Genomic DNA, 21,575 nt, shown 5'->3' on the forward strand with positions numbered 1-21,575 from the left:
CGCGCCGGGGCCGTGTTAGCGGTCGAAGCCGATGCCGCGCCAGCCCGCGACGGTCACCATCGACGTCGAGACCTGCAAGGGGTGCGCCCTGTGCGTCGACGTCTGTCCGCCGAAGGTGCTGGCGATGACGACCCACGAGGTGAACCGTATCGGCTACCGCTACCCCGTCCTCTCGGACGGGTGCACGGGCTGCGAGCTGTGCTTCCGGATGTGCCCGGACTTCTGCTTCGAGGTGTACCGGGGGACCGAGGCATGAGCCGGCGCGTCCTGATGGAGGGCAGCCACGCGATCGCGGAGGCCGCGATCCAGGCCGGCTGCCGCTTCTACGCCGGCTACCCGATCACGCCGTCCACCGAGATCCTCGAGTACATGTCGCACCGCCTGCCGCAGGTCGGCGGCGTGTGCATGAACGCCGAGAGCGAGATCGAGGCGATCAACATGGTGTGGGGTGCCGCCGCGACCGGGGCGCGCGCCATGATCGCGTCGACGGGGCAGGGCATCAGCCTCATGCAGGAGTCCCTCGCCGAGCTGGCCAACGCGCAGCTGCCGTGCGTCGTGGTCAACATGATGCGCGGCCAGAGCGACTACTATCAGGCGACGCGCGGCGGCGGGCACGGCGACTATCGCCACATCGTGCTGGCGCCGCACACGGTGCAGGAGGCCGTCGACCTGGTCGGCCTCGCCTTCCACCTCGCCGATCGCTGGCGCGTGCCGGCGAACGTGCTCGGCGACTTCGTCCTGTCCCACACCTCGGAGGCGGTGACGTTCGCGCCGCGCGACGAGTCCGACCTGCCGCCGAAGACGTGGGCCGCGACCGGCGCGCGCGGCCGGCGCGCCCACAACGTGACGCCGCTCGGCGCGCCCGAGAAGCTGAACCTCGACCCCGGCACCCACCACGCCGCCGTCGCCGAGAAGTACCCGAAGATCGCCGCTGCCGAGGTGCGCGTCGAGACGGGGCTCTGCGACGACGCGGAGGTGGTCGTCGTCGCCTTCGGGACGCCGGCGCGCTTCGCGAAGCACGCCGTCCGCCGCTGCCGCGAGCGCGGCATGAAGGTGGGCTGGGTGCGGCCGATCACGCTCTGGCCGTTCCCCCAAGCGGCGATCGCCGAGGTGGCCGGGCGCGCGCGCGCCGTCGCCGTGTTCGAGCAGAACGCGGGGCAGATGATCGACGACGTCCGTCTCGCCGTGCTCGGGCGCTGCCCCGTCGTGCCGATCGGCGGCATCAGCCACGACCACTCCGGCTTCGGGGTCGGCCCGATGCTCGACACGAACGTCGTCGCGGAGCGCATCGCGGCGGTCTGGGAAGGACGAGCGGCCGCATGACCGAGAAGCTGAAGAAGGTCTCCGCGAAGTCGGACCTGCTGCTGTCGACGGAGCACTCGCTGTGCCCCGGCTGCGGCGAGCCGCTCGCGCTGCGCACGATCCTCGAGCTGCTGACCGAGCTCGGCCAGCGCGACCAGACCGTCTGCGTGTGCGGCATCGGCTGCTACACGGCGTTCCCGTCGATCATCGACGTCGACGTCGTGCAGGCGCTGCACGGGCGCGCACCGTCGGTCGCGACGGGCGTGAAGCGCATGCTCCCCGACCGCTTCGTCTGGACGCTCCAGGGCGACGGCGACATGGTGAACGAGGGTCTCCAGGAGATCCTCCACTGCGCCGCCCGCGGCGAGAAGTTCACGGCGGTGCTTCTAAACAACGGCGTGTTCGGCGAAACCGGTGGACACATGACCGCCACCAGCGTCCTCGGTCAGAAGACCAAGACGACGATGGCGACCGGCCGCGTCCCCGAGCTGCACGGCTGGCCCATCAAGATCGCCGATCTGATCGCGCAGATCGACGGCGCCGTCTACGTCGCGCGCGGCGCGATGCACACCGCCGCCGCGGTGAAGTGGACGCAGCAGTGCCTGCGGGATGCGTTCCGGGCGCAGATCGAATCGCGGGGCTTCTCGTTCGTCGAGATCCTGACCATGTGCCCCACCGACTGGTACGTCGATCCGACGGAAACGCCGAGCTGGGTCGAGCAGAACTTCTCGCCGACCTATCCACTGAAGGTTCTGAAGAGCCCGTCGTGATGCGCCGGCGGTGGTGGGGTGGGGTGGCCGCGGCGCTGGTCCTGGGATGGACGCAGCTGGCCGCGGCCCAGGGCAAGATCCTCCTCTCCGAGGTGCTCGGCAGCTGGCAGGGCGACGACACCGTCCAGTTCGTCGAGCTGCAGATGATCGCCGCCGGCCAGCACATGCTGGCCGGCGTCGGCGAGCTGGTGTTCGACGATGCCGCCGGCGACGCCGGCACGCGTCGCTTCTTCACGCTGACGGCCAACGTCCCGCGCGGCGTGATCAACGCCACGATCCTCGTCGCCACGGCGCGCTTCCGCCAGGTGGCGCCGAGCGTGGCTCCGGACTTCACGCTGCCCGACGGCATGATGGCGACGCGCCACGGGCGCGTCTGCTACCAGGTACGGAGCTCGAACGGCGGCGCGACGCTGGTCGACTGCATCGCGTACGGCAGCTTCACCGGTCAGAACGGCTCCTTCGGCCGTCCCGAGGTCACGCCCGACAACCGCTCGCTCCAGCGCGTCGACCTCACCGGCGTGAACCGGCCCGACTGGATCACGGCGCTCACCCCGGCGCCGCAGAACAACGCCGGCGCCATCACCACCATGGCCACGCTGTGCGGCGACGGGCGGATCTCGCAGGGGGAGGTCTGCGACGGCAGCGATCTCGGCGGGCAGACGTGCGCGAGCCTCGGCTACGCCAGGGGCAAGCTCCGCTGCGTCGAGTGCCACCTCGACACGCGCAACTGCACCTTCTGCGGCAACGACGAGAAGGGCGACGACGAGGAGTGCGACGGCTCCGACTTCGGCGACACCACCTGCGGCGCGCTCGGCTTCACCGGCGGCACGCTCGCGTGCAGCGAGAAGTGTCGCATCTCCACGGCGGGCTGCGATCCGACCTTCCACATCCCCGGCGGCGGGCCGGCGAAGACGGACTGTACGGCCGAGTGGCGCATCACCAACGTCGCGCAGAAGCCGGGCAGCACCGGCAAGACGGCGCTGAAGCAGCGCTGTCGCGACGGCGACACGGGCTGCGATCACGACGCCGTGGCGGGCCAGTGCACGTTCGCCCTCGCGGCGTGCTTCGTGCGTGACGACGCGCGCCTCGCCAAGTGCACCGCGCCGGCCGTCGGCGACTGGACGCTGCTCGCGCCGGCGATCGACGTCGCCCCCGCCGCCGACCTCGTCGCCGCGGTCGCGGCGCTCGCACCGTCGACCGTCGTCGGCGGCGCCGTCACCTTCGCGACGCCGCTCGAGACGCCCGAGACCTGCACGGAGACCGTCGCCGTCGTGCTGCCGGTGGGCGGCAAGCTGAAGCTGCGGGCGCGCACCTCGGCCACCGCCGGCAAGCCGCGCGACCAGGACACGCTGAAGCTCCTCTGTCGGCCCTGAGCGGCCGGCGCCGGCCGGTGCCCGGGTGGGGCTTGCGTCCGGGCGCCGCACGGGCGAAGAGAGGGCGAAGTGACCGCGCCGCCGCTTCGCCCCCGAGGCACCACCGCCGCCCCCGGCAACCGCTACGAGCAGCTCCGCGTCGAGCGCGACGAGGAGCCCGACGGCAGCGAGCCCACCCGCTTCTACCGCGACGCCAGCAGGACGATCCTGGCGGAGAACCGGAGCCCCGACGTCGGCTTTCGCTACAGCGTGAACCCGTACCGGGGCTGCGAGCACGGCTGCATCTATTGCTACGCGCGTCCGTCGCACGAGTACCTCGGCTTCGACGCCGGCCTCGACTTCGAGAGCCGCATCATGGTGAAGGACGACGCCCCGGCGTTGCTGCGGCGCGCGCTCGCGTCGCCGAGGTGGGAGCCGCAGGTCGTGGCGCTCTCGGGCAACACCGACTGCTATCAGCCGGTGGAGCGGCGGCTGCGGCTCACGCGACGCTGTCTCGAGGTGTTCGCCGACTTCCGCAATCCCGTCGGCGTGATCACGAAGTCCGCGCTCGTCGCGCGCGACGCGGACCTGCTCGGCGCCCTGGCGCGCCACGGCGCCGCGCAGGTCGCGGTCTCGGTCACCACGCTCGATCCGGAGCTCGCTCGCCGCATGGAGCCGCGGGCGGCGCAGCCTGCGAGGCGGCTGGAGGCGATCGCGACGCTCGCGGCGGCGGGCGTGCCGGTGACGGTCATGGTCGCGCCGGTGATCCCGGGTCTCACCGACGAGGAGATGCCGCGCATCCTCGCCGCGGCGGCGGCCGCGGGTGCACGCAGCGCCGCGTGGACGCTCGTGCGGCTGGCGCAGCCGCTCGACGCACTCTTCGACGAATGGCTCGCGCGGAGCTACCCCGACCGGCGTGCGCGCATCCTCGGCCGCATCCGCCAGACGCGCCGGGGACGCCTCAACGACACCACGTTCGGGCAGCGGCACCGCGGCGTCGGGGCGCATGCGGCGCAGATTGCCGCGTTGTTCGCCGTGTCGGCGCGCAAGGTCGGCCTCGATCGCGCCCTGCCCGCGCTGTCGACGGCCGCCTTCCGGCGTCCACCGGCGCGCGGCGACCAGCTCGCGCTCTTCTAGGGTCCCGAGTCCGAAGCGCGTCGCCGGATCTCGGGGAGCGCCGCGCGGGCTTGCGACTCACGCACGGTGCGCGCTAGCTTGATTGCCGAGTCCCGGAGCCGCCGATGCATCGGGAAGCAGGCGGAGGAGGCGCGCACGCTGGTGCGCAGGACGCTCGAGGGGAAGGGCAGGGCCCTCCACAACACGCAGGCGAAGGTCGCGACGGCGCCGGGCGCGCTCGACGCCGCGGTCGCCGCGCAATGAGGACGACCGGATGGGGATGTGGCGGACGACGGCGGCGGCGCTGCTGCTGCCGGGGATGGCGCAGGCGCTGACGTTCGCCGTCACCAGCACGGCCGACGAGGAGGACATGACCCCGGGCAACGCGGTCTGCGCCAGTGCCACGGGGGCCTGCACGCTGCGGGCGGCCATCCAGGAAGCCAACGCGCTCGTCGGCACCGACGTGGTCACGGTGCCGGCCGGCACCTACGTCCTCACGCTCACGGGCGACGGCGAGAACGACGGCCTCACCGGCGACCTCGACGTGCGCGACACCATCGAGATCGAGGGCGCCGGCCGCGACGCGACGATCATCGACGGCGGCAGCGCCGATCGCGTGTTCCACGTGCACGCGAGAGCCGGGTTCACGCTCTCCGGCGTCACCGTCCGCAACGGGCTCGCGGACGCCGGCGGCGGCATCCGCCACGAGGGCGAGGCACCGCTGGTCGTGCGCGCGGCCGGCTTCGACGCCAACACCGCCACCCAGGGCGCGGCCATCTTCCACGGCGACGGCGCGCTGACGGTCACGGACGTGGTCTTCTCGGACAACGTCGCGACCAACGTGGGCGGCGGCATCGCGAAGTTCGCGGGGAGCCAGGAGGTGAGCGGCTGCGCGTTCCGCGGCAACGTCGGCCTCGGTGCCGGCGGCGCGATCTACCACGCCGGCACCGGGTCGATCGCCGTGGCGGGATCCACCTTTCGCGACCACTACGGCAACGCCGGCGGATGCCTCTTCGTGCAGACCGACGGCGGCGCGCTGACGCTGACCGGATCGCGCTTCGAGCGCTGCTTCGCCTCGGCCGGGGCGCCGGGCGGCGGCGTCTACTTCGCGAGCACGAGCGGCGGGCTCACCGTCGCCGACAGCGCGTTCACGGACGGCGTCGCCGTCGTCGGTGCGGGCGTCTTCGCCGATACCGCGGCGGGAATCACCGTCACGGGCAGCACGTTCGCCGGCAACTTCGCGTCGTCGGGCGGCGGCGGTCTCTTCCGGGACGGCGAGGGCACGACCACGCTCCAGGGCGTCCGCTTCGCGGCGAACCGCGGCGGTACCGGTCAGGGAGGAGGCGCCGCGTTGCGCGCCAAGGGCGACGTCACCGTCGCCGGTGCCGAGCTCGTGGCGAACCAGGCGAGCGGCGGGGCGGGCCTCCTCGTCACCACCGACGCCGGCCTCACCGTCGCGGGGGCGCGGTTCGCCGATCATCTCGGCACCGGGGGCGCGGGGGGCGCCGGGCTCCTCGCCACGGCCGGGGTCGGCATCGCGCTCCGCGACGCGACGTTCGTCGGCAACACGACGATCAACGCCGCCGGCGGCGGAGCGAACCTCCAGGCGCCGACCTTCGTCACCGTCGAGCGGACGACCTTCGCGGGTAACGCCGCGCAGGGCGCGGCCGGATTCGGCGGCGGGCTCGCCGCCGCCGCCGCCGCGGTCACGATCACCAACGCCACCTTCTCGGGCAACTTCGCCGGCGCCGGCGGCGGGGTCTTCGCGCCGTCGCCGACGTCCGTCTCGAGCAGCACGTTCGTCGGCAACCGCGCCATCACGAACGGCTCCGCGATCCTCAACGACGGTACGGTCACGCTGCGCGGCACCGTCGTGGCGGCGTCGTCGGGCGCCGCCGCCTGCGGCGGGTTTCCGATCACCAGCGCCGGCGACAACGTCGACCAGGACGGCGCTTGCGGGCTCGCCGGGCCGCGCGATCGTGCGGGCATCGACCCGCAGCTCGGGTCGCTCGCGGACGCCGGCGATGGGGCGCTCACGCACGCCCCGCTGCCGGGCAGCCCGCTCATCGACGCCGACGGCGGTGCATGTCCGCCCGTCGACCAGCGCAACGTCCCGCGCCCCGCCGACGGCGACGGTGACGGCACCGCGGTCTGCGACGTCGGCGCCGTCGAGTTCGTCGACGAGTGCCCGAGCGACCCCGGAAAGGTCCTGCCCGGCATCTGCGGGTGCGGCGTCGCCGACCTCGACGCCGACGCGAACGGCGTGGCCGACTGCCTGCGCAACGCCGAGATGAAGCTCCGCATCGGCGGCCTGCGTGGACGGGTCGGCGAGATCACCGGCGCCAAGGACGACGCGCAGAAGCAGCTGAAGGCCGCGGTGAAGGCGGGGGCGGACGACGTCGTGGCCTATGCCGAGGCCAACGCCGGCGCGCTGGTGCTGGCCGACCCGGTGGCGGACCTCACCAAGCTCGGTCGCAAAGCCCGCCTCGCGGTTCGCAAGACGCTACGCGGCAAGGGGAAGAAGCTCCGCAAGAAGCAGACCAAGGCGACGGCGGCCCTCGACGCGATGGACGCCGCCGTGGCGCCGCAATGAGGATGCCGATGACGAGGACGAAGCGATCTCTCCTGGCTCTCCTGGCAGCCCTCGCGCTGCCGGCGGCGGTGCCCGCCGCCACGTTCACCGTCGACAGCACCGCCGACGCGGTCGACGCCAACCCGGGCAACGGCGCCTGCGCGACCGCCGCCGGGGCCTGCACCCTGCGCGCGGCGATCCAGGAGGCGAACGCGCTGGCGGGCGCCGATACGGTGAACCTGCCCGCCGGCACGTATCGTCTCTCGCTCGTCGGTGTCGGCGAGGATCTCGCAGCCACGGGCGATCTGGACGTGACCCAGGCGCTCGAGGTCGTCGGCGCCGGTCGCGACGAGACCGTCATCGACGGTCTCAGCAACGACGGCATCTTCCACGTCCAGGCGACGGTGCCCTTCACGGTGCGTGGGGTGACGCTGCGCAACGGCTTCGGCGCGACCGGCGCCGGCGGTGCCATCCTCCATCTGGGCGACGCCGCTCTCGTCATCGAGAGTGCGCGTATCGAGCGCAACCTGGCAGCGAATGCGGGCGGCGTGCTGCACTCGTCCGGCGCGCTCACCGTCCGTGACACCGTCTTCGTCGCCAACGTGGCGGCCGGCACCGGCGGCGCGCTGTACCACCCCGACGGACCGACGACGATCGCGGACTGCGAGTTCCGCGACAACTCGGCGTCGGGACCCGGCGGCGCCGTGTACCTCACCGGTGCCGGCAACGCGACGATCACGAACACGACCTTCACGCGTCACAAGTCCGCCCTCGGCGGGAGTCTGTACGCGAACCTCGTCGGCGGGCTCTCCGTGGCCGGCTCCCGCTTCACGTCCTGCACCGCCGGCGGGGGCGCGGGCGGGTGCGTCTACGCGGTGCTCACTGGCGGCGGGTTCACCTTCGCGGACACCGTCGTCGAGGATGCGAGCGCGACCGCCGGGGGCGGCGTGCTCGCGGTCACCGATCAGGACGGGTCGATCACGAATTGCAGGTTCACCGGCAACGCCAGCAACGGCGGCGGCGGGGCTATCTACTCCCAGGCGGCCGGTACGTTCGGCATCACCGGCTCGCGCTTCGAGCGCAACGACGGGGGCGCGGGTCCGGGCGGCGCCATCTACCACGCCGGCAACGGCGGCGTGACGCTGACCGACGTGGCCTTCGTCGACAACGGCGCCGCCGTGGGCGGGGCCATCCTGGTCGCGACGGACCAGGCGCTCGCCATCACGCGGGGCACGTTCCGGGACAACGTCGCGGCGCCGGGGCCGGGCGGCGGGATCTACGTGACCGCCGCCGGCGCACTCACGCTGGCGGAGAGCGCCATCGAGGGCAACGTCTCCACGCTGACGCCCGGGGGCGGCGCGTACGTCGTGTCGGTGGCGGGCGCGGTGACGGTCGAGCGCAGCACGTTCGCGAACAACGCGGCGCTCACCTCCAACGGCATCGCCGGCGCGCTGTTCGCCGCCGGCACGGGCCTCACCGTCGGCAACTCCACCTTCTCGGGCAACACGGCCGGCGGGCAGGGCGGCGCGCTCTATGCGGCCGTGCCCACGACCATCGCCAGCAGCACGTTCGTCGGCAACGGCGCGGCTGTGGAAGGCAGCTCGATCTTCAACGGCGCCGCCGTCTCGATCCGGGGCTCCGTCCTGGGCAGGCCGGCGTTCGGCGCCGGCTGTGCCGGCGTGGCGCTCACCTCGGACGGCGACAACGTCGACCAGGACGGCGGCTGTGCGCTCGCCGGCATCCGCGACCGCGCCGACCTCGACCCGCAGCTCGGGCCGCTCCAGGACAACGGCGGACCCACGCCGACGCACGAGCCGGCGCCGACGAGTCCGCTCGTCGACACCAACGGCGGCATCTGCCCGCCGACCGACCAGCGCGGCGTCGCCCGGCCGACCGACGGCAACGACGACGGCACGGTCGGCTGCGACGTCGGCGCCGTCGAGTTCGTCGACGAGTGCCTGCAGGATCCGGCCAAGACGCTGCCCGGGGTCTGCGGCTGCGGCGTCCCCGACGTCGACGCCAACGGCAACGGCCCGCTCGACTGCCTGCACAACGCCGAGCTGAAGGTGCGCATCGGCGCCCAGAAGGCCAACGTCGCCGCGATCACCGGCAGGAAGGGCGCCGACCAGAAGGCGCTCAAGACGACGGTGAAGGCGGGCGCCGAGGACATCGTCGCCTACGTCGGCGCCAACGGCGCCGAGCTGGTCCGGACCGATCCGGCCGCCGACCTGGCCGCCCTGGCCGAGGCCGCCCGCAAGGCGGCCGGCAAGACGCTCAAGGGGAAGGGCAAGCCCCTGCGCAAGAAGCAGGCGAAGGCGGCGATCGCGCTCGATGCGCTCGACGCGGCGGTCGCGCCGCAGTGAGCCCGGCGGCGGCCGGGGCCCGATCTGGGTTCCGGCCGCCGGCTGTCTCCCGCGGATCGTCGTGCTAGCGTCGCAGCGAGGAGATCATCCCATGCCTCGCCTGCTCGCGTCCCTGCTCGTCGCTGTCGCGCTCGCGCTCGTCGTTGCGCCTGCCCGGATGGCCCACGCCCAGTGCTACGGCTACCCGTGCAACCTGTATCCCCAGGTCCAGGATGGCTCGCCGTACTACCAGCCGCCCCCGCCGCTGCCCTACGGCCCGCCGGCCTACGGATACGCGGTGCCGACCTACCCCTATCCCGTGGTCCCGAACTATCCGCCGTACTTCCCGCCCTCGGGCTTCTACTTCGGGTCGGGCTGGGATCCGGACTATCGGGACATGCGCTACAACCGCTACTTCAGCCGGCAGCAGAACCAGGATCCGCCGGTGCAGGGGTACACGTTCCCCGGCGCCAACGACTGAGTATCCCGCCACCTTGACAGGGCGGGGGCCGAGCCGGCTTGTGGCGCCCACCATGCATCGTCTCGCCGTCGTCGTCGTGCTCGCGCTGGGAGTCTCCGGCTGCGCGCTGTTCGGTCCCAGCCCGGAGAAGCAGGCCGCGAAGATCGAGCCCATGCTCGCCGCGGCGGGCTTCCGGTCGATCCCCGCGGACACGCCCGAGAAGCTCGCGGCGCTGAAGAAGCTGACCCCGATCCGTCTCACCTATTCGATCCGGGGCGGCACGCCGCACTACTGGTACGCCGACCCGTATCGCTGCCAGTGCATCTGGCTCGGCGACGAGGCGCGCTACCAGAAGTACGAGACCCTGAAGGTCCAGTCCGACATCGCGCAGAGCCAGCTCGCGACGGCGCGCATGGAGGAGGGGGCCGCCCAGGTCGACGAGCAGATGGCCTTCTTCGCCCCGTGGGGCTACGAGGGCATCTTCGTCGAGCCCTGAGGATGGACCTCTCGTACACGCCGGAGGAGGAGCGTTTCCGCACCGAGCTGCGCGCGTGGCTCGAGCGGAATCCGCCGCCGGGCGAGCCGGACGAGCTGTCCGCCTGGGTGGCCACCGGCAAGGCCTGGCAGCGCAGGCTCTGGGAAGCCGGCTGGTGCGGCATCGCGTGGCCCGCGGCCTACGGCGGCCGCGGGGCTTCGCTCGTCCAGCAGATCGTCTTCATGGAGGAGATGGCGCGCGCGAAGGCGCCGCAGCTGATCAACCTCGCGGGTCTGACGATGGGCGGTCCGGTGCTGATCGCGCACGGCACCGAGGTGCAGAAGCAGCGTCACCTGCCGCGGATCCTCGCGGCGGACGAGATCTGGTGCCAGGGCTTCTCGGAGCCCAACGCCGGCTCCGACCTCGCTGCGCTGCGCACGCAGGCGGTCGTCGACGGCGACCACTTCGTCGTCACCGGCCAGAAGGTGTGGACGAGCTTCGCGCGCTACGCCGACTGGTGCATGGCGCTCGTGCGCACGGACCCGCAGGCGCCGAAGCACGAGGGCATCACCTTCCTCCTGATCGACATGCACGGCCCCGGCGTCACGGTACGCCCGCTGCGCCAGATCGACGGCGACGAGGGCTTCAACGAGCTGTTCTTCGACGAGGTGCGGGTGCCGCGCGCGAACGTCGTCGGCGCCGTGAACCAGGGCTGGGACATCGCCATCACCTGCCTCATGCACGAGCGGCAGACGTTGACGTTCCAGCGCCAGCTCCAGTCCCGCGTCGCGCTCGACGACATGCTGGCGTCGGCGCGCGCGCGCGGCGCCACGGCCGATCCGCTCGCGCGCCAGGCGCTCGCCCAGTCGGTGATCGAGTCGCGCGCGATGCAGTACACGGCCTACCGCAACCTGACGGCGGCGCTGCGCGGCGGCGTCCCGGGTCCGGAGGGGTCGATCGAGAAGCTGTGCTGGAGCGAGATGTACCAGCGCCAGCTGGACACCGCGCTGGCGCTGATCGGCCCCCATGCGCAGCTCATGGAGGGGTCGCCGCACGCGGTCGACGACGGGCGCTGGCCGCACCTCTTCCTCTACTCGCGCGGCCGGACCATCGCGGCGGGGACGTCGGAGGTGCAGCGGAGCATCATCGCCGAGCGGGTCCTGAAGCTGCCGCGGGGATAGGGCGGCCGCCCGCCACCCCGCGGCTCAAGGTCCCCGGCGGTCGCGCCGATAGCGAGGCGTGCTGCTGCGCCTCCCGCCGGCCCTCCTGCTCGCCGCGCTCCTCCTCTACGCCGCGTCCGCCCACGCGCAGTCCGGCATCGACGTCGAGGTGCCCGTACGGCTCCGCCACGCGCGCGTGGTCTTCAACACCGACCAGCGTCTCGAGAACGCGGCCGGCAAGCCGACGGTGTTCGTGTGGCTCGACGAGATGCTGCTCCACTTCGAGCAGTGGCGGACGCGCCGCAAGCTCATCGTCATCGTCCACGGCCCGGCCGGCGACTGGGGGCTCGGCGACGCGGCCTGGAATCGCGTCCACGGCGTCACGACCGGGAACCCGCACGCCGCCCAGATCGCCTATCTGCAGTCGAAGAACGTGCGCTTCGAGATCTGCGCCTACACCATGCAGCTGAACGGCTGGACGAACGCCGACCTGCTGCCGGACGTGAGGCCCACGACCGGCGCGATCGCGCGCCTCATCCAGCTCCAGCAGCGCGGCTGGACCATACTGCAGCCGTAGCGCGCGGCCGGGATCCGGCGGGGACGTTCGCAGGCGCCCGTGTGCAGGGGGACTTGCCCCATCCCGGGTGCCGGCTACGGATGGAGCATGCGTCGGCGCGCCTTCATCGCCGCCACCATGGGCGGCGCCGTCGCCACGCTGCTGGCGTCGCGCGCGCGCGGCGCCGCCCCGAGCGACGCCGCCCGGCGATCCCGGCGAGCGCCGCGGCGACATGCTCTATCGTCCGCTCGGCTCGACCGGCGTGCGCGTCTCGGCGATCGGCCTCGGCGGCTTCCACATCGGCAAGATGCCGGATGGCGAGGCGAGCGTGCGCCTCGTGCGCGCGGCCATCGACCGTGGCATCACCTTCCTCGACAATTGCTGGGACTACAACGACGGCGCGAGCGAGGAGCGGATGGGAAGGCGCTGCGCGACGGCTACCGCGACAGGGTCTTTCTCATGACCAAGTTCGACGGCCGCACACGGGCCGCGGCCGCGAAGCAGATCGACGAATCGCTGCGCCGGCTCGGCACCGATCACGTCGACCTGTTCCAGGTGCACGAGGTGATCCGTCTCGAGGACCCCGATCGCGTCTTCGCCGACGACGCCCACTTCCGCAGCTTCGAGCGCGAGGTGGTGCCGCGCCTCGTGCGCGAGCGTCTCGGGGTCCTCGGCATGAAGTCGATGGGCGACAAGCTCATTCTCGAGAGCGGGACGGTCACGCCGATCGAGTGCCTGCACTACGCGCTCGCCCTGCCGACCTCCACGGTCGTCACCGGGATCGACAGCCCCGCGATCCTCGAGCAGGCCTGCGAGGCCGTGCGTACGTTCGAGCCGCTGGACGAGGCGCAGGTGCGCGCGCTGCTCGCGAAGACGGCCACGGCGGCGGCCGACGGACGCTGGGAGCGCTTCAAGACGAGCGACCGGTTCGACGGGACGGCGCGCCATCCCGAGTGGCTGGGCTGAGCCGCCACGGCAGCAGCCCGTCCACTGCACCCGCCCCCCGCCTCCCGCAGCCTGCCGGCTGCGCCCCTCGCCCGAGATCCCCGTTTACGGGCGCCTCCCGCCTCGCGTACACCTGGCACGCGCGCTTGGCACGGTCGTTGCCTCAGGAGACGGAAACCCCATGATCGCCCTCGGGCTCATCGTCGCGATCGCCTTGCTGGTCTACGTGAAGCGTCAGGCCCGGCTGCGGCTCGGGGGGCTCGAAGAGGGGAGCTGGGACGACGTGAAGACGCACATGCGGGCGAAGTGGGCCAAGGTGAATCGGCACTGGGCCGAGGAGGCCGAGCGCCACGGCCAGCGGCATGCCGAGTGGCATCGGCGCTGGGCGCAGCAGGCTGAGCGCAAGCACGAGCGGGATCGGCGGCGCGGGGCGCGACAGGCGCAGAAGTGCGGCACGCAGAAGCCCGCCGCCACCGAGGCCGAGGCGCTGCGCCGCGCGCGCCGGCGGGCCGGGGCCGAGGCGGGGTTCTACGCCCACTTCACCGTCTACCTCGGCGTCGTCGCGCTGCTCGCCGCCGTCAACCTGATGACCACCCGCTACCCGTGGTTCCTGTGGCCGGCGATGGCCTGGGGGTTCGGCATCTTCTCGCACTGGATGGGCGTGTTCGGCTCGAAGAAGCTGCGCGAGCGCTACTTCGACCCGGCCGTCGAGCGTGAGCTCGCGCGCGAGAAGGTGTTCATGGAGTCCGAGAAGCAGCAGCGGCTTGACGAGCTGTCGTCGACGATCGCGCACGAGATCCGCAATCCGATCGCCGCCGCGAAGAGCCTCGTGCAGCAGATGGGCGAGGATCCGCAGTCGGTCGAGAACGTCGAGTACGCGAAGGTCGCGCTCGGGGAGCTCGACCGCGTCGAGCGCCGCATCGCCCACCTCCTCAAGTACGCCAAGGAGGAGGACTACGCGATGGCGCCGGTGAACGTCGCCACCGTCGTCGACGCCGCGCTGACGCAGATGCGCGCGCGGCTCGACGCCGCGAGGATCGCCGCCGTGCGCAACTACATCACCGGACCGACGGTCGTCGCCGACGCCGAGAAGCTCCAGCAGGTCTTCACCAACGTGCTCGCGAACGCGATCGACGCCTTCGACGGCGTCGCCGAGAGCCGCCGCATCGAGTGCTTCGTCGAGAACGGCGGCCGCCAGGCCACCGTCCGCATCCGCGACAACGGTGCCGGCATGTCGCCCGAGGTCACGGGCCGCATCTTCACGCCGTTCTTCACCACCAAGGAGCAGGGGACCGGGCTCGGGCTCGCGATCTCGCGCAAGATCGTCGAAGCGCACGCCGGGACGATGGACGTCGCCAGCGAGGTCGGCCGCGGCACCGAGTTCGCGATCACCCTGCCGCTGCCCGCCAAGTAGCCGGAGACGAGACGCATGCCCGGACGCATCCTCATCGTGGACGACGAGAAGGCGATGCTGCTCGCCCTCCGCGGCCTCCTCACCAAGGAGGGCTTCGAGATCGAGACGGCGTCGAGCGGCGAAGAGGCGATCCCGAAGATCGACTCCGGCAGCTTCCACCTGGTCGTCACCGACCTCTCCATGAAGGGGATCAGCGGCATGGACGTGCTGGAGCACGCCCGTCGCGTCGACCCCGACCTCGCGGTGGTCATGATCACGGCGCACGGCTCCGAGACCGCCGCCGTGCAGGCGATGAAGCTGGGCGCGGCCGACTACCTGCCGAAGCCCTTCGACAACGACGAGCTGCGGGTCGTCGTGCGCCGCGTCCTCGAGGGCGCGATGCTGCGCCGCGACCATCGCCGGCTGCTCGAGCAGGTGCACGGCGCCTACGGCTTCGAGCGCATCATCGGCACCAGCCCGGCCATGCGCCGCGTGTTCGAGACCATCGACAAGGTGGCCGACACCGACGTCACCGTCCTGATCCGCGGCGAGAGCGGCACGGGCAAGGAGCTGGTCGCGAACGCGCTCCACTACCGCAGCCCGCGGCGGAGCCGGCCGTTCGTCAAGATGAACTGCGCCGCGCTGTCGCGCGAGCTGGTCGAGAGCGAGCTGTTCGGCCACGAGAAGGGCGCCTTCACCGGTGCCAGCGCACGGCGCGAAGGCAAGTTCGAGGCCGCCGACGGCGGCACGCTCTTCCTCGACGAGTGCGGCGACATGCCGCAGGAGACCCAGGCGAAGCTGCTGCGCGCGCTGCAGGAGAAGGAGTTCGAGCGCGTCGGCGGCAACCATCCCATCCGCGTCGACGTGCGCGTGCTCGCCGCCACCAACCAGGACCTCGAGACGGCGGTGCAGGAGGGCCGCTTCCGCGAGGACCTCTACTACCGCCTGAAGGTCATCGAGCTGGTGATCCCGCCGCTGTCGGAGCGTCGCGAGGATATCCCGCTGCTGATCGACCACGTCCTGCGCGACGCCGCCGAGCGCTTCGGGCGGGCGCGCAAGCCGCTCACCGCCGAGGCGCTGCGCGCAGCCGTGGGCCGAACCTGGCGCGGCAACGTGCGCGAGCTGAAGTCGGCCATCGAGCAGGCGCTGCTGCTCGCGCCCGGCGACGAGATCGAGCCCTCGGATCTGCCCGGCGCGGGCGACGCCGGCGTCCCGGACGGCGCCGAGCCGGCACTCGCCGCAGCCGACGGCTTGCCGTTCCGCGAGGCGAAGGAGCGCGTCGTCGAGGCCTTCGAGCGCGACTTCCTGCTGCGTGCGCTCAGGCGCCACGCCGGCAACATCACCAAGGCCGCCGAAGAGGTCGGCATGTACCGCCAGAGCTTCCAGCAGAAGATGCGCGAGCTGGGCCTCACCGTCGAGGACGCGACGCGCGACGGAGGTTTGCGATGACCATCGTCTCCCGCATCCGCAATCTCGCCCGCGGGCTGGCCACGCGCTGGATCGGCGCCCGCGAGCGCCGCCATCCCGCCGCCGTCTACGAGGCGGCGATCCAGGAGCGCCTCGTGCGCTACGGCAAGCTGCGCGAGGCCGCCGCCGGCGTCCTCTACCTGCGCCAGAAGCTCGAGCGCGAGCTGGCGCGTCGCGCGAGCGAGCTCGCCCAGATCCGCCGCCATCTCGAGCTGGCGGTGGCCCAGGACGACGACGACGTCGCGCTGGCGCTCATCGCCCGCCGCGACGCGCTGACCGACGAGGTCGCACACGCCGAGAACGAGCTGCGCGCGCTGACCGCCGAGGCGGAGGCCGCGAAGCAGAACCTCATGACCTTCCAGGACGAGATCGTCCGCCTGCGCGACGAGAGCGTGCGCATGCTCGCCCGCCTCGCGAACGCGAAGGCCCGCCTGCGCTTCCACGAGACGCTGCGCGGCCTCGCGCCCGAGGCCGACATCCAGGCGCTCGAGTCGGTGCGCGACCACGTGCAGCGCCTCGCCGCCGAGGTCGAGCTGGTGCGCGAGGGCGCCGACCCGGCGCTCGAGCGGCGGCTGCGCGGCATCCGCGACGCCGAGGCCCAGGCCGCGGCACGGGCCCAGCTCGGCGAGCTGAAGCGCGCGCGGCGCGAGATGCTGGACGGGGCGGCGGTGCCGGTGGGGTGACGGCTCGCCAGGCCGTTACCCCGGACGGCGCGCCGCGCGGAAGGTGAGGAGTCCCAGCACCCCCACCGCGAGCAGCAGCACCGCCCACACCGCGCCCTGCTCGAGCCAGCGTCGCGGGCGGCCGCTGCCGGTGAGCCGCGCCGCCTCGCTGAAGTCCGGGTTGGCCTCGGCCGGGCCTGCGGACGCGTCGGTGGCGGGGACGGCGAGCACGACGTCGCGGGCGCGGGCGACGTCGTAGCGCGGCGCGGTCGCGTCGGGGTCGCCGAGGAGCAGCGTGTACGTGCCGGCCGGCGCGGCGACGAACAGGGCCGGCACGGTGACGAGTGCCGACGCCCCGAGGAGCGCCAGCGGCGCCTCGTCGCCGTCGTCGACCTCCAGCTCGAGCGCGTCGGCGCGAGCGGCGGGCAGGCGGACGACGAGCGGCTCGGGACGGCGGGCGTCGCGCACGAGCGGCCCGGTGACCAGCACGCGCTCGCGGCCGTCGGGGTCGCGTACGAGGATGCGGGCCGCCCGGTCGAAGAACGGCGTGTCGACGTCGAGGCGCAGCTCGCTCGCGGCGAGCGGCGTCGCGGGCGGCGTGAGGCGCCAGCGGGTGCGGCGCTCGCGCGTCACCGGCGTGCCGACGGCGAGCGGCAGCCACTGCGTCGCCGCGGCCGGCTCGAGCAGATACGGCCACTGGCGGCGCTCGGCGTCGACGACGCGCACGTCGGCGAGGTCGGGACGCAGGCGGGCGGCGTCCTCGGGGGCGAGGCGGACGCGCACCAGGCCCTCGCGCGCCGCCGGGATCGGCAGCGGCCGGCGCCATGCGAACGTGCGCGCGTCGACGACGGTGCCGGGCCGCATCGCGAACGCGAGCGCGGGCGCATCGTCGAAGGCGGGATTCGCGCGCACCGGGCCGAGTCGCGCGGTGCCCAGCTCGGCGGGATCGTAGAGCCGGCCGGCGACGCGCGCGGCGTCGCCCGCGGCAGGCAGGTCGTGCAGCAGCGCGGCCAGGTCGTACTCCGGCGCCGCGGCGCGGCCGCCGCCGAAGCGCAGCACGCCGGCGGGGGCGTCGCCGTTCGGTGCCAGCAGGAGCAGCAGCGCGGGCTGCGGAAAGAGGGCCTGGAGGCGCAGGTTCGCGAGCGGCGGGCTGTCGCCGTCGGCGATCTCGAGGCGCAGGCGCGTGCCGCGGGCGGCGTCGAGCTCGACGTCGGGCTGCACGAGGGGCGTCTTCGTGCCGACGCGGAGCACGCGGCCCGAGCCCAGCCGCACGTCGGGGCTGCCCGGGCGCACGTCCCATACCGTCACGCGCCGGTCGAACGACGGCGTGTCGGTCTCGATGCGCAGCCGCTCGGGCACGAGACCGACGGGGCGGTCGATCTCGAGCACGGTCGTGCCGGGCTTCGCCGTCCCCGGCTGCGGCGCCAGCGGGACGCTGGTCAGCGTGCCGCCGGGGCCGAGCGTGCGCCGCGCCTCCAGTGTGAAGGCGGGCTCGAGGAAGTCGGCCTCGTCGCCGCGGACGACCACCGTCAGCACGCCGCGGACGCCTGCCGGCAGCGGCACGCGCGTGTGCTCGGCGCCGTCGATACGCACGAGCGGCGCATCCTCGACGAGCAGTCGCGGGCGCCCGTCCTCGCCGGCGCCGGACACCGTGATCCGGCGGGCGAACCCGGTCCGCGGCGTCGTCACGACCAGCTCCCAGGCGGCGTCGGTCGGGGCGTCGGCCGGCACCGCGAGGCCGTACTCCTCGCGGGCGCGCTGCGGCTCGTTGGCGCGGGTCTCGTGCCAGCGGCGGACGTCGGTCACGCGCGGCGTGACGGTGAGCGTCTCCGCCATCCCGACGCCCGGGGCGCGGCCGCGATCGACGAGGTAGGGCGTCTCCTGGCCGTCGCGGTCGAAGAGGCGCACGTCGGACAGATCGGGACGGCAGGCGGCGAGCACTGCGGGCGGCAGCGGCAGGCGCGCGAGCCGCGCGTCGCCGACGTAGACGTCGGCCTCCTCGGGGAACAGGCGCACGAGCGCGCTCGGGTCGCCGGCGCGTGCCACGCTCGCGAGCAGGAGCAGCAGCGGGACGGCGCGCGTCATGCCTTCGGCTCCTCCGCGTCGTCGCGGCGCAGGACGAAGCGTTGGTAGGCGAGCGAAACGGCGATCAGCGACACCGCGAGCCCGAGCAGCGAGGCGACGCGATAGAGATCCTGGAGCTCGCCCAGGTCGTAGAGGAACACCTTCGCGATCGTCACCATCATGAGCCCGAGGCTCACCCAGCGCAGCCCGCCGCTGCGGCGCCGCACGCCGAGCGCGAGCAAGAGGAGCGCGTACAGCGCCCAGGCGATCGAGGTCGCCAGATCCCGCGCGGGGAGGCGCTCGAAGTCGACGCGGAGCACGTGGCCGGTGGCGAACCAGTCGGCGATCATGAGGTTCAGCCACACGAAGACGACGGCGAGCCCCGCGAGCCCCGCGGCCATGGCGCCCATGGGTCGGTCGCCGACGTAGAGCTGCCGCTCCGCCGGCCGCAGGCGCGGCAGCTCCAGCGGCTCGAGCAGGCGCGCGGCGCCGAAGAGCGCGGCCGCGGGCACCATGTAGGTGTAGGTGATCCAGTTGACGATGCGCCAGCCGGAGCGCGGCCAGTAGACGAGCACCTCGGAGTTGGCGACGAGCCGCACCGTCACGGCGCCGAGGAGCGCCAGCCCGAACCACTTGAGGCCCGGGTGGTCGAGCCGCTGCCACAGCGCCAGGACGGCGACGCCCTCGAGCGCCCAGGCGATGGTCAGCCACGAGCGCTCGAGCTGGATCGGCACGGCCACGGTCACGAAGCCGAGCGCCGCGGCCAGCAGCCACGCCAGGGCCGAGACGCGGACGGGATGCGCGTCGGCGAACAGCGCGCGCGCCCGCGTCGCCACGGCGACGAGGATGATCGCGAGCAGGATCGGGACGAGGCCGATCGCGACGTCGCCGAAGCGGTGCGTCCAGGTGGCGAGCAGCGACGGCATCCACGGCAGGGCCGCGAGCGCCGCCGCGCGCCAGGCCCAGCGGTCGTCACGCAGCCGTGCGGGCACGAGGATCGGCCAGGCGGTGAAGAGGGCGACGCCACCGAGCGTGAGGAGGAGCTGGCCGACGCCGTCGTCGGGTAGGCTCGCCTGCACGATCGGCACCACGAGGACGGTGGCGAAGAGCCAGGCGCCGCTGCCGAGCCGGGTCGCCGCGAGCGCCGCGAGGGCGCCGAGGAGCAGCGTGCCGCCCAGGCGGACCATGCCGGCGGCGTCGCCGCCGAGCGTGCACACGAGCGGCACGCTCGCCAGCGCGACCAGGGCCGCGGCGCGCAGGTGCCAGCGCCGCGCGCGCTCGTGTCGGCGCAGCAGCGCCGTCGCCTGGAAGCCGATGGCGACGGCGGTGGCCGTCGCCAGCCACGCCTGCGGCCCGAGCCCACCGGCGCTCGGCTCGTGGACGAGGCGCAGCACCAGCATGCCGAGCGCGACGCCCGCGGCGCCCGCGAGCTGGAGCGGACCCATGCCCGCGCGCGCCCCCTGGCGGACGAGCATCGCGGCCAGGCCGAGCAGCGCCGCGAGCACCGGCCAGGACGCGGATCGGCCGCCGCGACGCCGGCGCCGAGCTGGAGCGCCACGTGGCCGAGCGCGGCGACCGCGGCCGCCGGCGCGACGCCGCGCCAGCGCGCGTCCTCGGGCTCGCGGCTGACCGCGACGTGGAAGGGCAGCGCGAGCGCGATCGAGACCAGCGCGAACGTCCAGCCCGTCCCGGGCGGAACCCCGTGCTGGCCGAGCCACATGAGGAGCACGCCGAGCGCCGCCGTCGCCGCCGCGAGGCCGATCGCGGGCGCCGACTGCACGCGCGCCGTCCACGCGGCCGCCAGCGACAGGATCGCGAGCAGCGCGCCGAGCGGCAGCAGCCCGGGCAGGTCGGCCCGTGCGGCCAGATGGATCGCGAAGGTGAACGGCACGAGCACGCCGCCGGCCTGCGCGGCGAGCCAGCGCCGATCGCGCGGACCGCCGCGCGGCGTGGCGACGGCGAACGTGAGCGCGAACGTCGCCAGCACCGTCAGCCCGAGCAGCAGCTGCCCGGGGCCCATGCGGACGCCGATCCACAGCCCCTGGTAGATCGCCGTACCGGCGAGCCCCAGCACCGCGAGCCACGGCCAGCCCTGCTGGCGTGCAAGGTAGAGGAGGCCGAGGTCGAGGAGCAGGAGGTAGCCGAAGAGCCCGAGCGGCCGGTCGGCGTCGCTCGCCGTGAAGACCGGCGTGAGGAAGCCGCCGAGCAGCCCCAGCACCGCGATCACCTGCGACCGGTGCCGCGTCGCGAGCACGCCGCCGGCGACGGTGACGAGCGTCAGCAGGAAGAACGTGGGGAGGTTGCCGACGATGCCGTAGCGCGGCCCCGCGGCCCAGAACGAGGCGTAGAGCAGGACCACGCCCGCACCGGCGAGCGCGTCGGCGGTGCGGCCGTAGTCGCGGCGCAGCCCGCGCTCGGCCGCGACGATGCAGCCGAGCCCCGTGAGCGTGCCCATGACGACGCGCAGCCACGGCGGGATCAGCCCATGCTCGATCGAGTAGCGGAAGAAGAAGAGGCCGGCGAGCGCGAGCACGCCGCCGCCGAGCACGGCGGCGCCGCGCACGCCGATCCAGCGCTCCCAGTCGATCTGGCTCCACGCCGAGGGCGGCGGCTCGGGCTCCGGCGCGCCGGGCGGGGCGTCGCCGTCGGCGTCGGACGCCGCCTCCGAGCGCGGCGCGTCCTCGGGCGCGTCGACCGTCGGCGGTGCGCCCGCATCCGCGCTCGGCGGCTCCAGCGCGGTGGGAGCGCTCCAGCCGTCGGGCGCCGGCGTCGCATCTTCCTGCGCATCGCCCGCGGGGATCACGGCCGCGCCACGCAGCGCCGCGACCTGGGCTTCGAGCGCCTCGAGGCGCTCCCGCAGCCGCGCGTGATCGCGGGTTCGCCGGAGGGCGAACACCGCCAGCGCGAGGGCGGCGAGCGTCAGGAGTTCCACGCGAATG

The 21,575-nt window shown here is 73.6% G+C and carries 16 protein-coding genes and 1 pseudogene; 15 read left to right on the forward strand and 2 right to left on the reverse strand.

Going from position 1 to position 21,575, the window contains the following annotated elements; translation table 11 throughout:
- Positions 1 to 31 precede the first annotated feature (31 nt).
- From KIT14_06670 to KIT14_06740, 15 genes and pseudogenes are all read left to right on the forward strand, one after another.
- Positions 32 to 256 carry a 4Fe-4S dicluster domain-containing protein gene (locus KIT14_06670; protein MCW5890220.1) on the forward strand — a complete coding sequence of 75 codons (225 nt, stop codon included), beginning with the start codon at positions 32 to 34 and terminating at the stop codon, positions 254 to 256.
- A complete protein-coding gene (locus KIT14_06675) occupies positions 253 to 1,323 on the forward strand; it encodes a hypothetical protein (GenBank protein ID MCW5890221.1) in 1,071 nt (356 codons plus the stop codon). Before KIT14_06670 ends, KIT14_06675 begins: the two co-directional genes overlap by 4 nt.
- The gene (locus tag KIT14_06680; GenBank protein MCW5890222.1) at positions 1,320 to 2,072 is read left to right on the forward strand and encodes a hypothetical protein; all 753 of its coding nucleotides are present in this window, start codon (positions 1,320 to 1,322) and stop codon (positions 2,070 to 2,072) included. Before KIT14_06675 ends, KIT14_06680 begins: the two co-directional genes overlap by 4 nt.
- On the forward strand, positions 2,069 to 3,445 hold the full coding sequence (locus tag KIT14_06685) for a hypothetical protein (GenBank protein ID MCW5890223.1): 1,377 nt from the start codon (positions 2,069 to 2,071) through the stop codon (positions 3,443 to 3,445). The genes KIT14_06680 and KIT14_06685 overlap by 4 nt, the downstream gene beginning before the upstream one ends.
- A 69-nt stretch (positions 3,446 to 3,514) precedes the next feature.
- Entirely contained in the window at positions 3,515 to 4,561 is a 1,047-nt protein-coding gene (locus KIT14_06690) for a PA0069 family radical SAM protein (protein ID MCW5890224.1), read from the forward strand.
- A 253-nt stretch (positions 4,562 to 4,814) separates the two neighbouring features.
- The gene (locus tag KIT14_06695; protein ID MCW5890225.1) at positions 4,815 to 7,133 is read left to right on the forward strand and encodes a CSLREA domain-containing protein; all 2,319 of its coding nucleotides are present in this window, start codon (positions 4,815 to 4,817) and stop codon (positions 7,131 to 7,133) included.
- An 8-nt stretch (positions 7,134 to 7,141) separates the two neighbouring features.
- Complete coding sequence (locus KIT14_06700) at positions 7,142 to 9,475, forward strand: right-handed parallel beta-helix repeat-containing protein (GenBank protein MCW5890226.1); 2,334 nt, start codon at positions 7,142 to 7,144, stop codon at positions 9,473 to 9,475.
- A gap of 91 nt (positions 9,476 to 9,566) precedes the next feature.
- Positions 9,567 to 9,935 carry a hypothetical protein gene (locus KIT14_06705; GenBank protein ID MCW5890227.1) on the forward strand — a complete coding sequence of 123 codons (369 nt, stop codon included), beginning with the start codon at positions 9,567 to 9,569 and terminating at the stop codon, positions 9,933 to 9,935.
- Between the two features lie 52 nt (positions 9,936 to 9,987).
- Entirely contained in the window at positions 9,988 to 10,410 is a 423-nt protein-coding gene (locus KIT14_06710; protein MCW5890228.1) for a hypothetical protein, read from the forward strand.
- Positions 10,411 to 10,412: 2 nt separating this feature from the next.
- The gene (locus KIT14_06715; protein ID MCW5890229.1) at positions 10,413 to 11,570 is read left to right on the forward strand and encodes an acyl-CoA dehydrogenase family protein; all 1,158 of its coding nucleotides are present in this window, start codon (positions 10,413 to 10,415) and stop codon (positions 11,568 to 11,570) included.
- A 58-nt stretch (positions 11,571 to 11,628) separates the two neighbouring features.
- Complete coding sequence (locus KIT14_06720) at positions 11,629 to 12,126, forward strand: DsrE family protein (protein MCW5890230.1); 498 nt, start codon at positions 11,629 to 11,631, stop codon at positions 12,124 to 12,126.
- Between the two features lie 211 nt (positions 12,127 to 12,337).
- Positions 12,338 to 13,071, forward strand: a pseudogene (locus tag KIT14_06725) (aldo/keto reductase).
- Positions 13,072 to 13,231: 160 nt separating this feature from the next.
- Positions 13,232 to 14,464: a 2TM domain-containing protein gene (locus KIT14_06730; GenBank protein ID MCW5890231.1), complete on the forward strand. Its 1,233-nt coding sequence runs from the start codon at positions 13,232 to 13,234 to the stop codon at positions 14,462 to 14,464.
- A 15-nt stretch (positions 14,465 to 14,479) separates the two neighbouring features.
- The gene (locus KIT14_06735; GenBank protein MCW5890232.1) at positions 14,480 to 15,892 is read left to right on the forward strand and encodes a sigma-54-dependent Fis family transcriptional regulator; all 1,413 of its coding nucleotides are present in this window, start codon (positions 14,480 to 14,482) and stop codon (positions 15,890 to 15,892) included.
- Complete coding sequence (locus tag KIT14_06740; GenBank protein ID MCW5890233.1) at positions 15,889 to 16,593, forward strand: PspA/IM30 family protein; 705 nt, start codon at positions 15,889 to 15,891, stop codon at positions 16,591 to 16,593. The genes KIT14_06735 and KIT14_06740 overlap by 4 nt, the downstream gene beginning before the upstream one ends.
- 15 nt (positions 16,594 to 16,608) lie before the next feature.
- On the opposite strand, the gene KIT14_06745 is transcribed toward KIT14_06740, so the two are convergent.
- Both KIT14_06745 and KIT14_06750 read right to left on the reverse strand, forming a co-directional pair.
- Positions 16,609 to 18,657 carry a hypothetical protein gene (locus KIT14_06745; protein MCW5890234.1) on the reverse strand — a complete coding sequence of 683 codons (2,049 nt, stop codon included), beginning with the start codon at positions 18,655 to 18,657 and terminating at the stop codon, positions 16,609 to 16,611.
- A gap of 721 nt (positions 18,658 to 19,378) precedes the next feature.
- Positions 19,379 to 21,568, reverse strand: coding sequence for a DUF2339 domain-containing protein (locus KIT14_06750; GenBank protein ID MCW5890235.1), 2,190 nt, complete (start codon positions 21,566 to 21,568; stop codon positions 19,379 to 19,381).
- Positions 21,569 to 21,575: the final 7 nt, after the last annotated feature.

This window comes from bacterium (genome assembly GCA_026129405.1).
Classification (GTDB): domain Bacteria; phylum Desulfobacterota; class Binatia; order DP-6; family DP-6; genus JAHCID01.

Excerpts from the sequence above, each read along its gene's own strand:
- KIT14_06710 (MCW5890228.1), top strand. The coding sequence starts at position 9,988 with ATGCATCGTCTCGCCGTCGTCGTCGTGCTCGCGCTGGGAGTCTCCGGC.
- KIT14_06730 (MCW5890231.1), top strand. The coding sequence starts at position 13,232 with ATGATCGCCCTCGGGCTCATCGTCGCGATCGCCTTGCTGGTCTACGTG.
- KIT14_06705 (MCW5890227.1), top strand. The coding sequence starts at position 9,567 with ATGCCTCGCCTGCTCGCGTCCCTGCTCGTCGCTGTCGCGCTCGCGCTC.
- KIT14_06695 (MCW5890225.1), top strand. The coding sequence starts at position 4,815 with ATGGGGATGTGGCGGACGACGGCGGCGGCGCTGCTGCTGCCGGGGATG.
- KIT14_06745 (MCW5890234.1), bottom strand. The coding sequence starts at position 18,657 with ATGACGCGCGCCGTCCCGCTGCTGCTCCTGCTCGCGAGCGTGGCACGC.
- KIT14_06740 (MCW5890233.1), top strand. The coding sequence starts at position 15,889 with ATGACCATCGTCTCCCGCATCCGCAATCTCGCCCGCGGGCTGGCCACG.
- KIT14_06680 (MCW5890222.1), top strand. The coding sequence starts at position 1,320 with ATGACCGAGAAGCTGAAGAAGGTCTCCGCGAAGTCGGACCTGCTGCTG.
- KIT14_06670 (MCW5890220.1), top strand. The coding sequence starts at position 32 with ATGCCGCGCCAGCCCGCGACGGTCACCATCGACGTCGAGACCTGCAAG.
- KIT14_06700 (MCW5890226.1), top strand. The coding sequence starts at position 7,142 with ATGACGAGGACGAAGCGATCTCTCCTGGCTCTCCTGGCAGCCCTCGCG.
- KIT14_06675 (MCW5890221.1), top strand. The coding sequence starts at position 253 with ATGAGCCGGCGCGTCCTGATGGAGGGCAGCCACGCGATCGCGGAGGCC.
- KIT14_06715 (MCW5890229.1), top strand. The coding sequence starts at position 10,413 with ATGGACCTCTCGTACACGCCGGAGGAGGAGCGTTTCCGCACCGAGCTG.
- KIT14_06735 (MCW5890232.1), top strand. The coding sequence starts at position 14,480 with ATGCCCGGACGCATCCTCATCGTGGACGACGAGAAGGCGATGCTGCTC.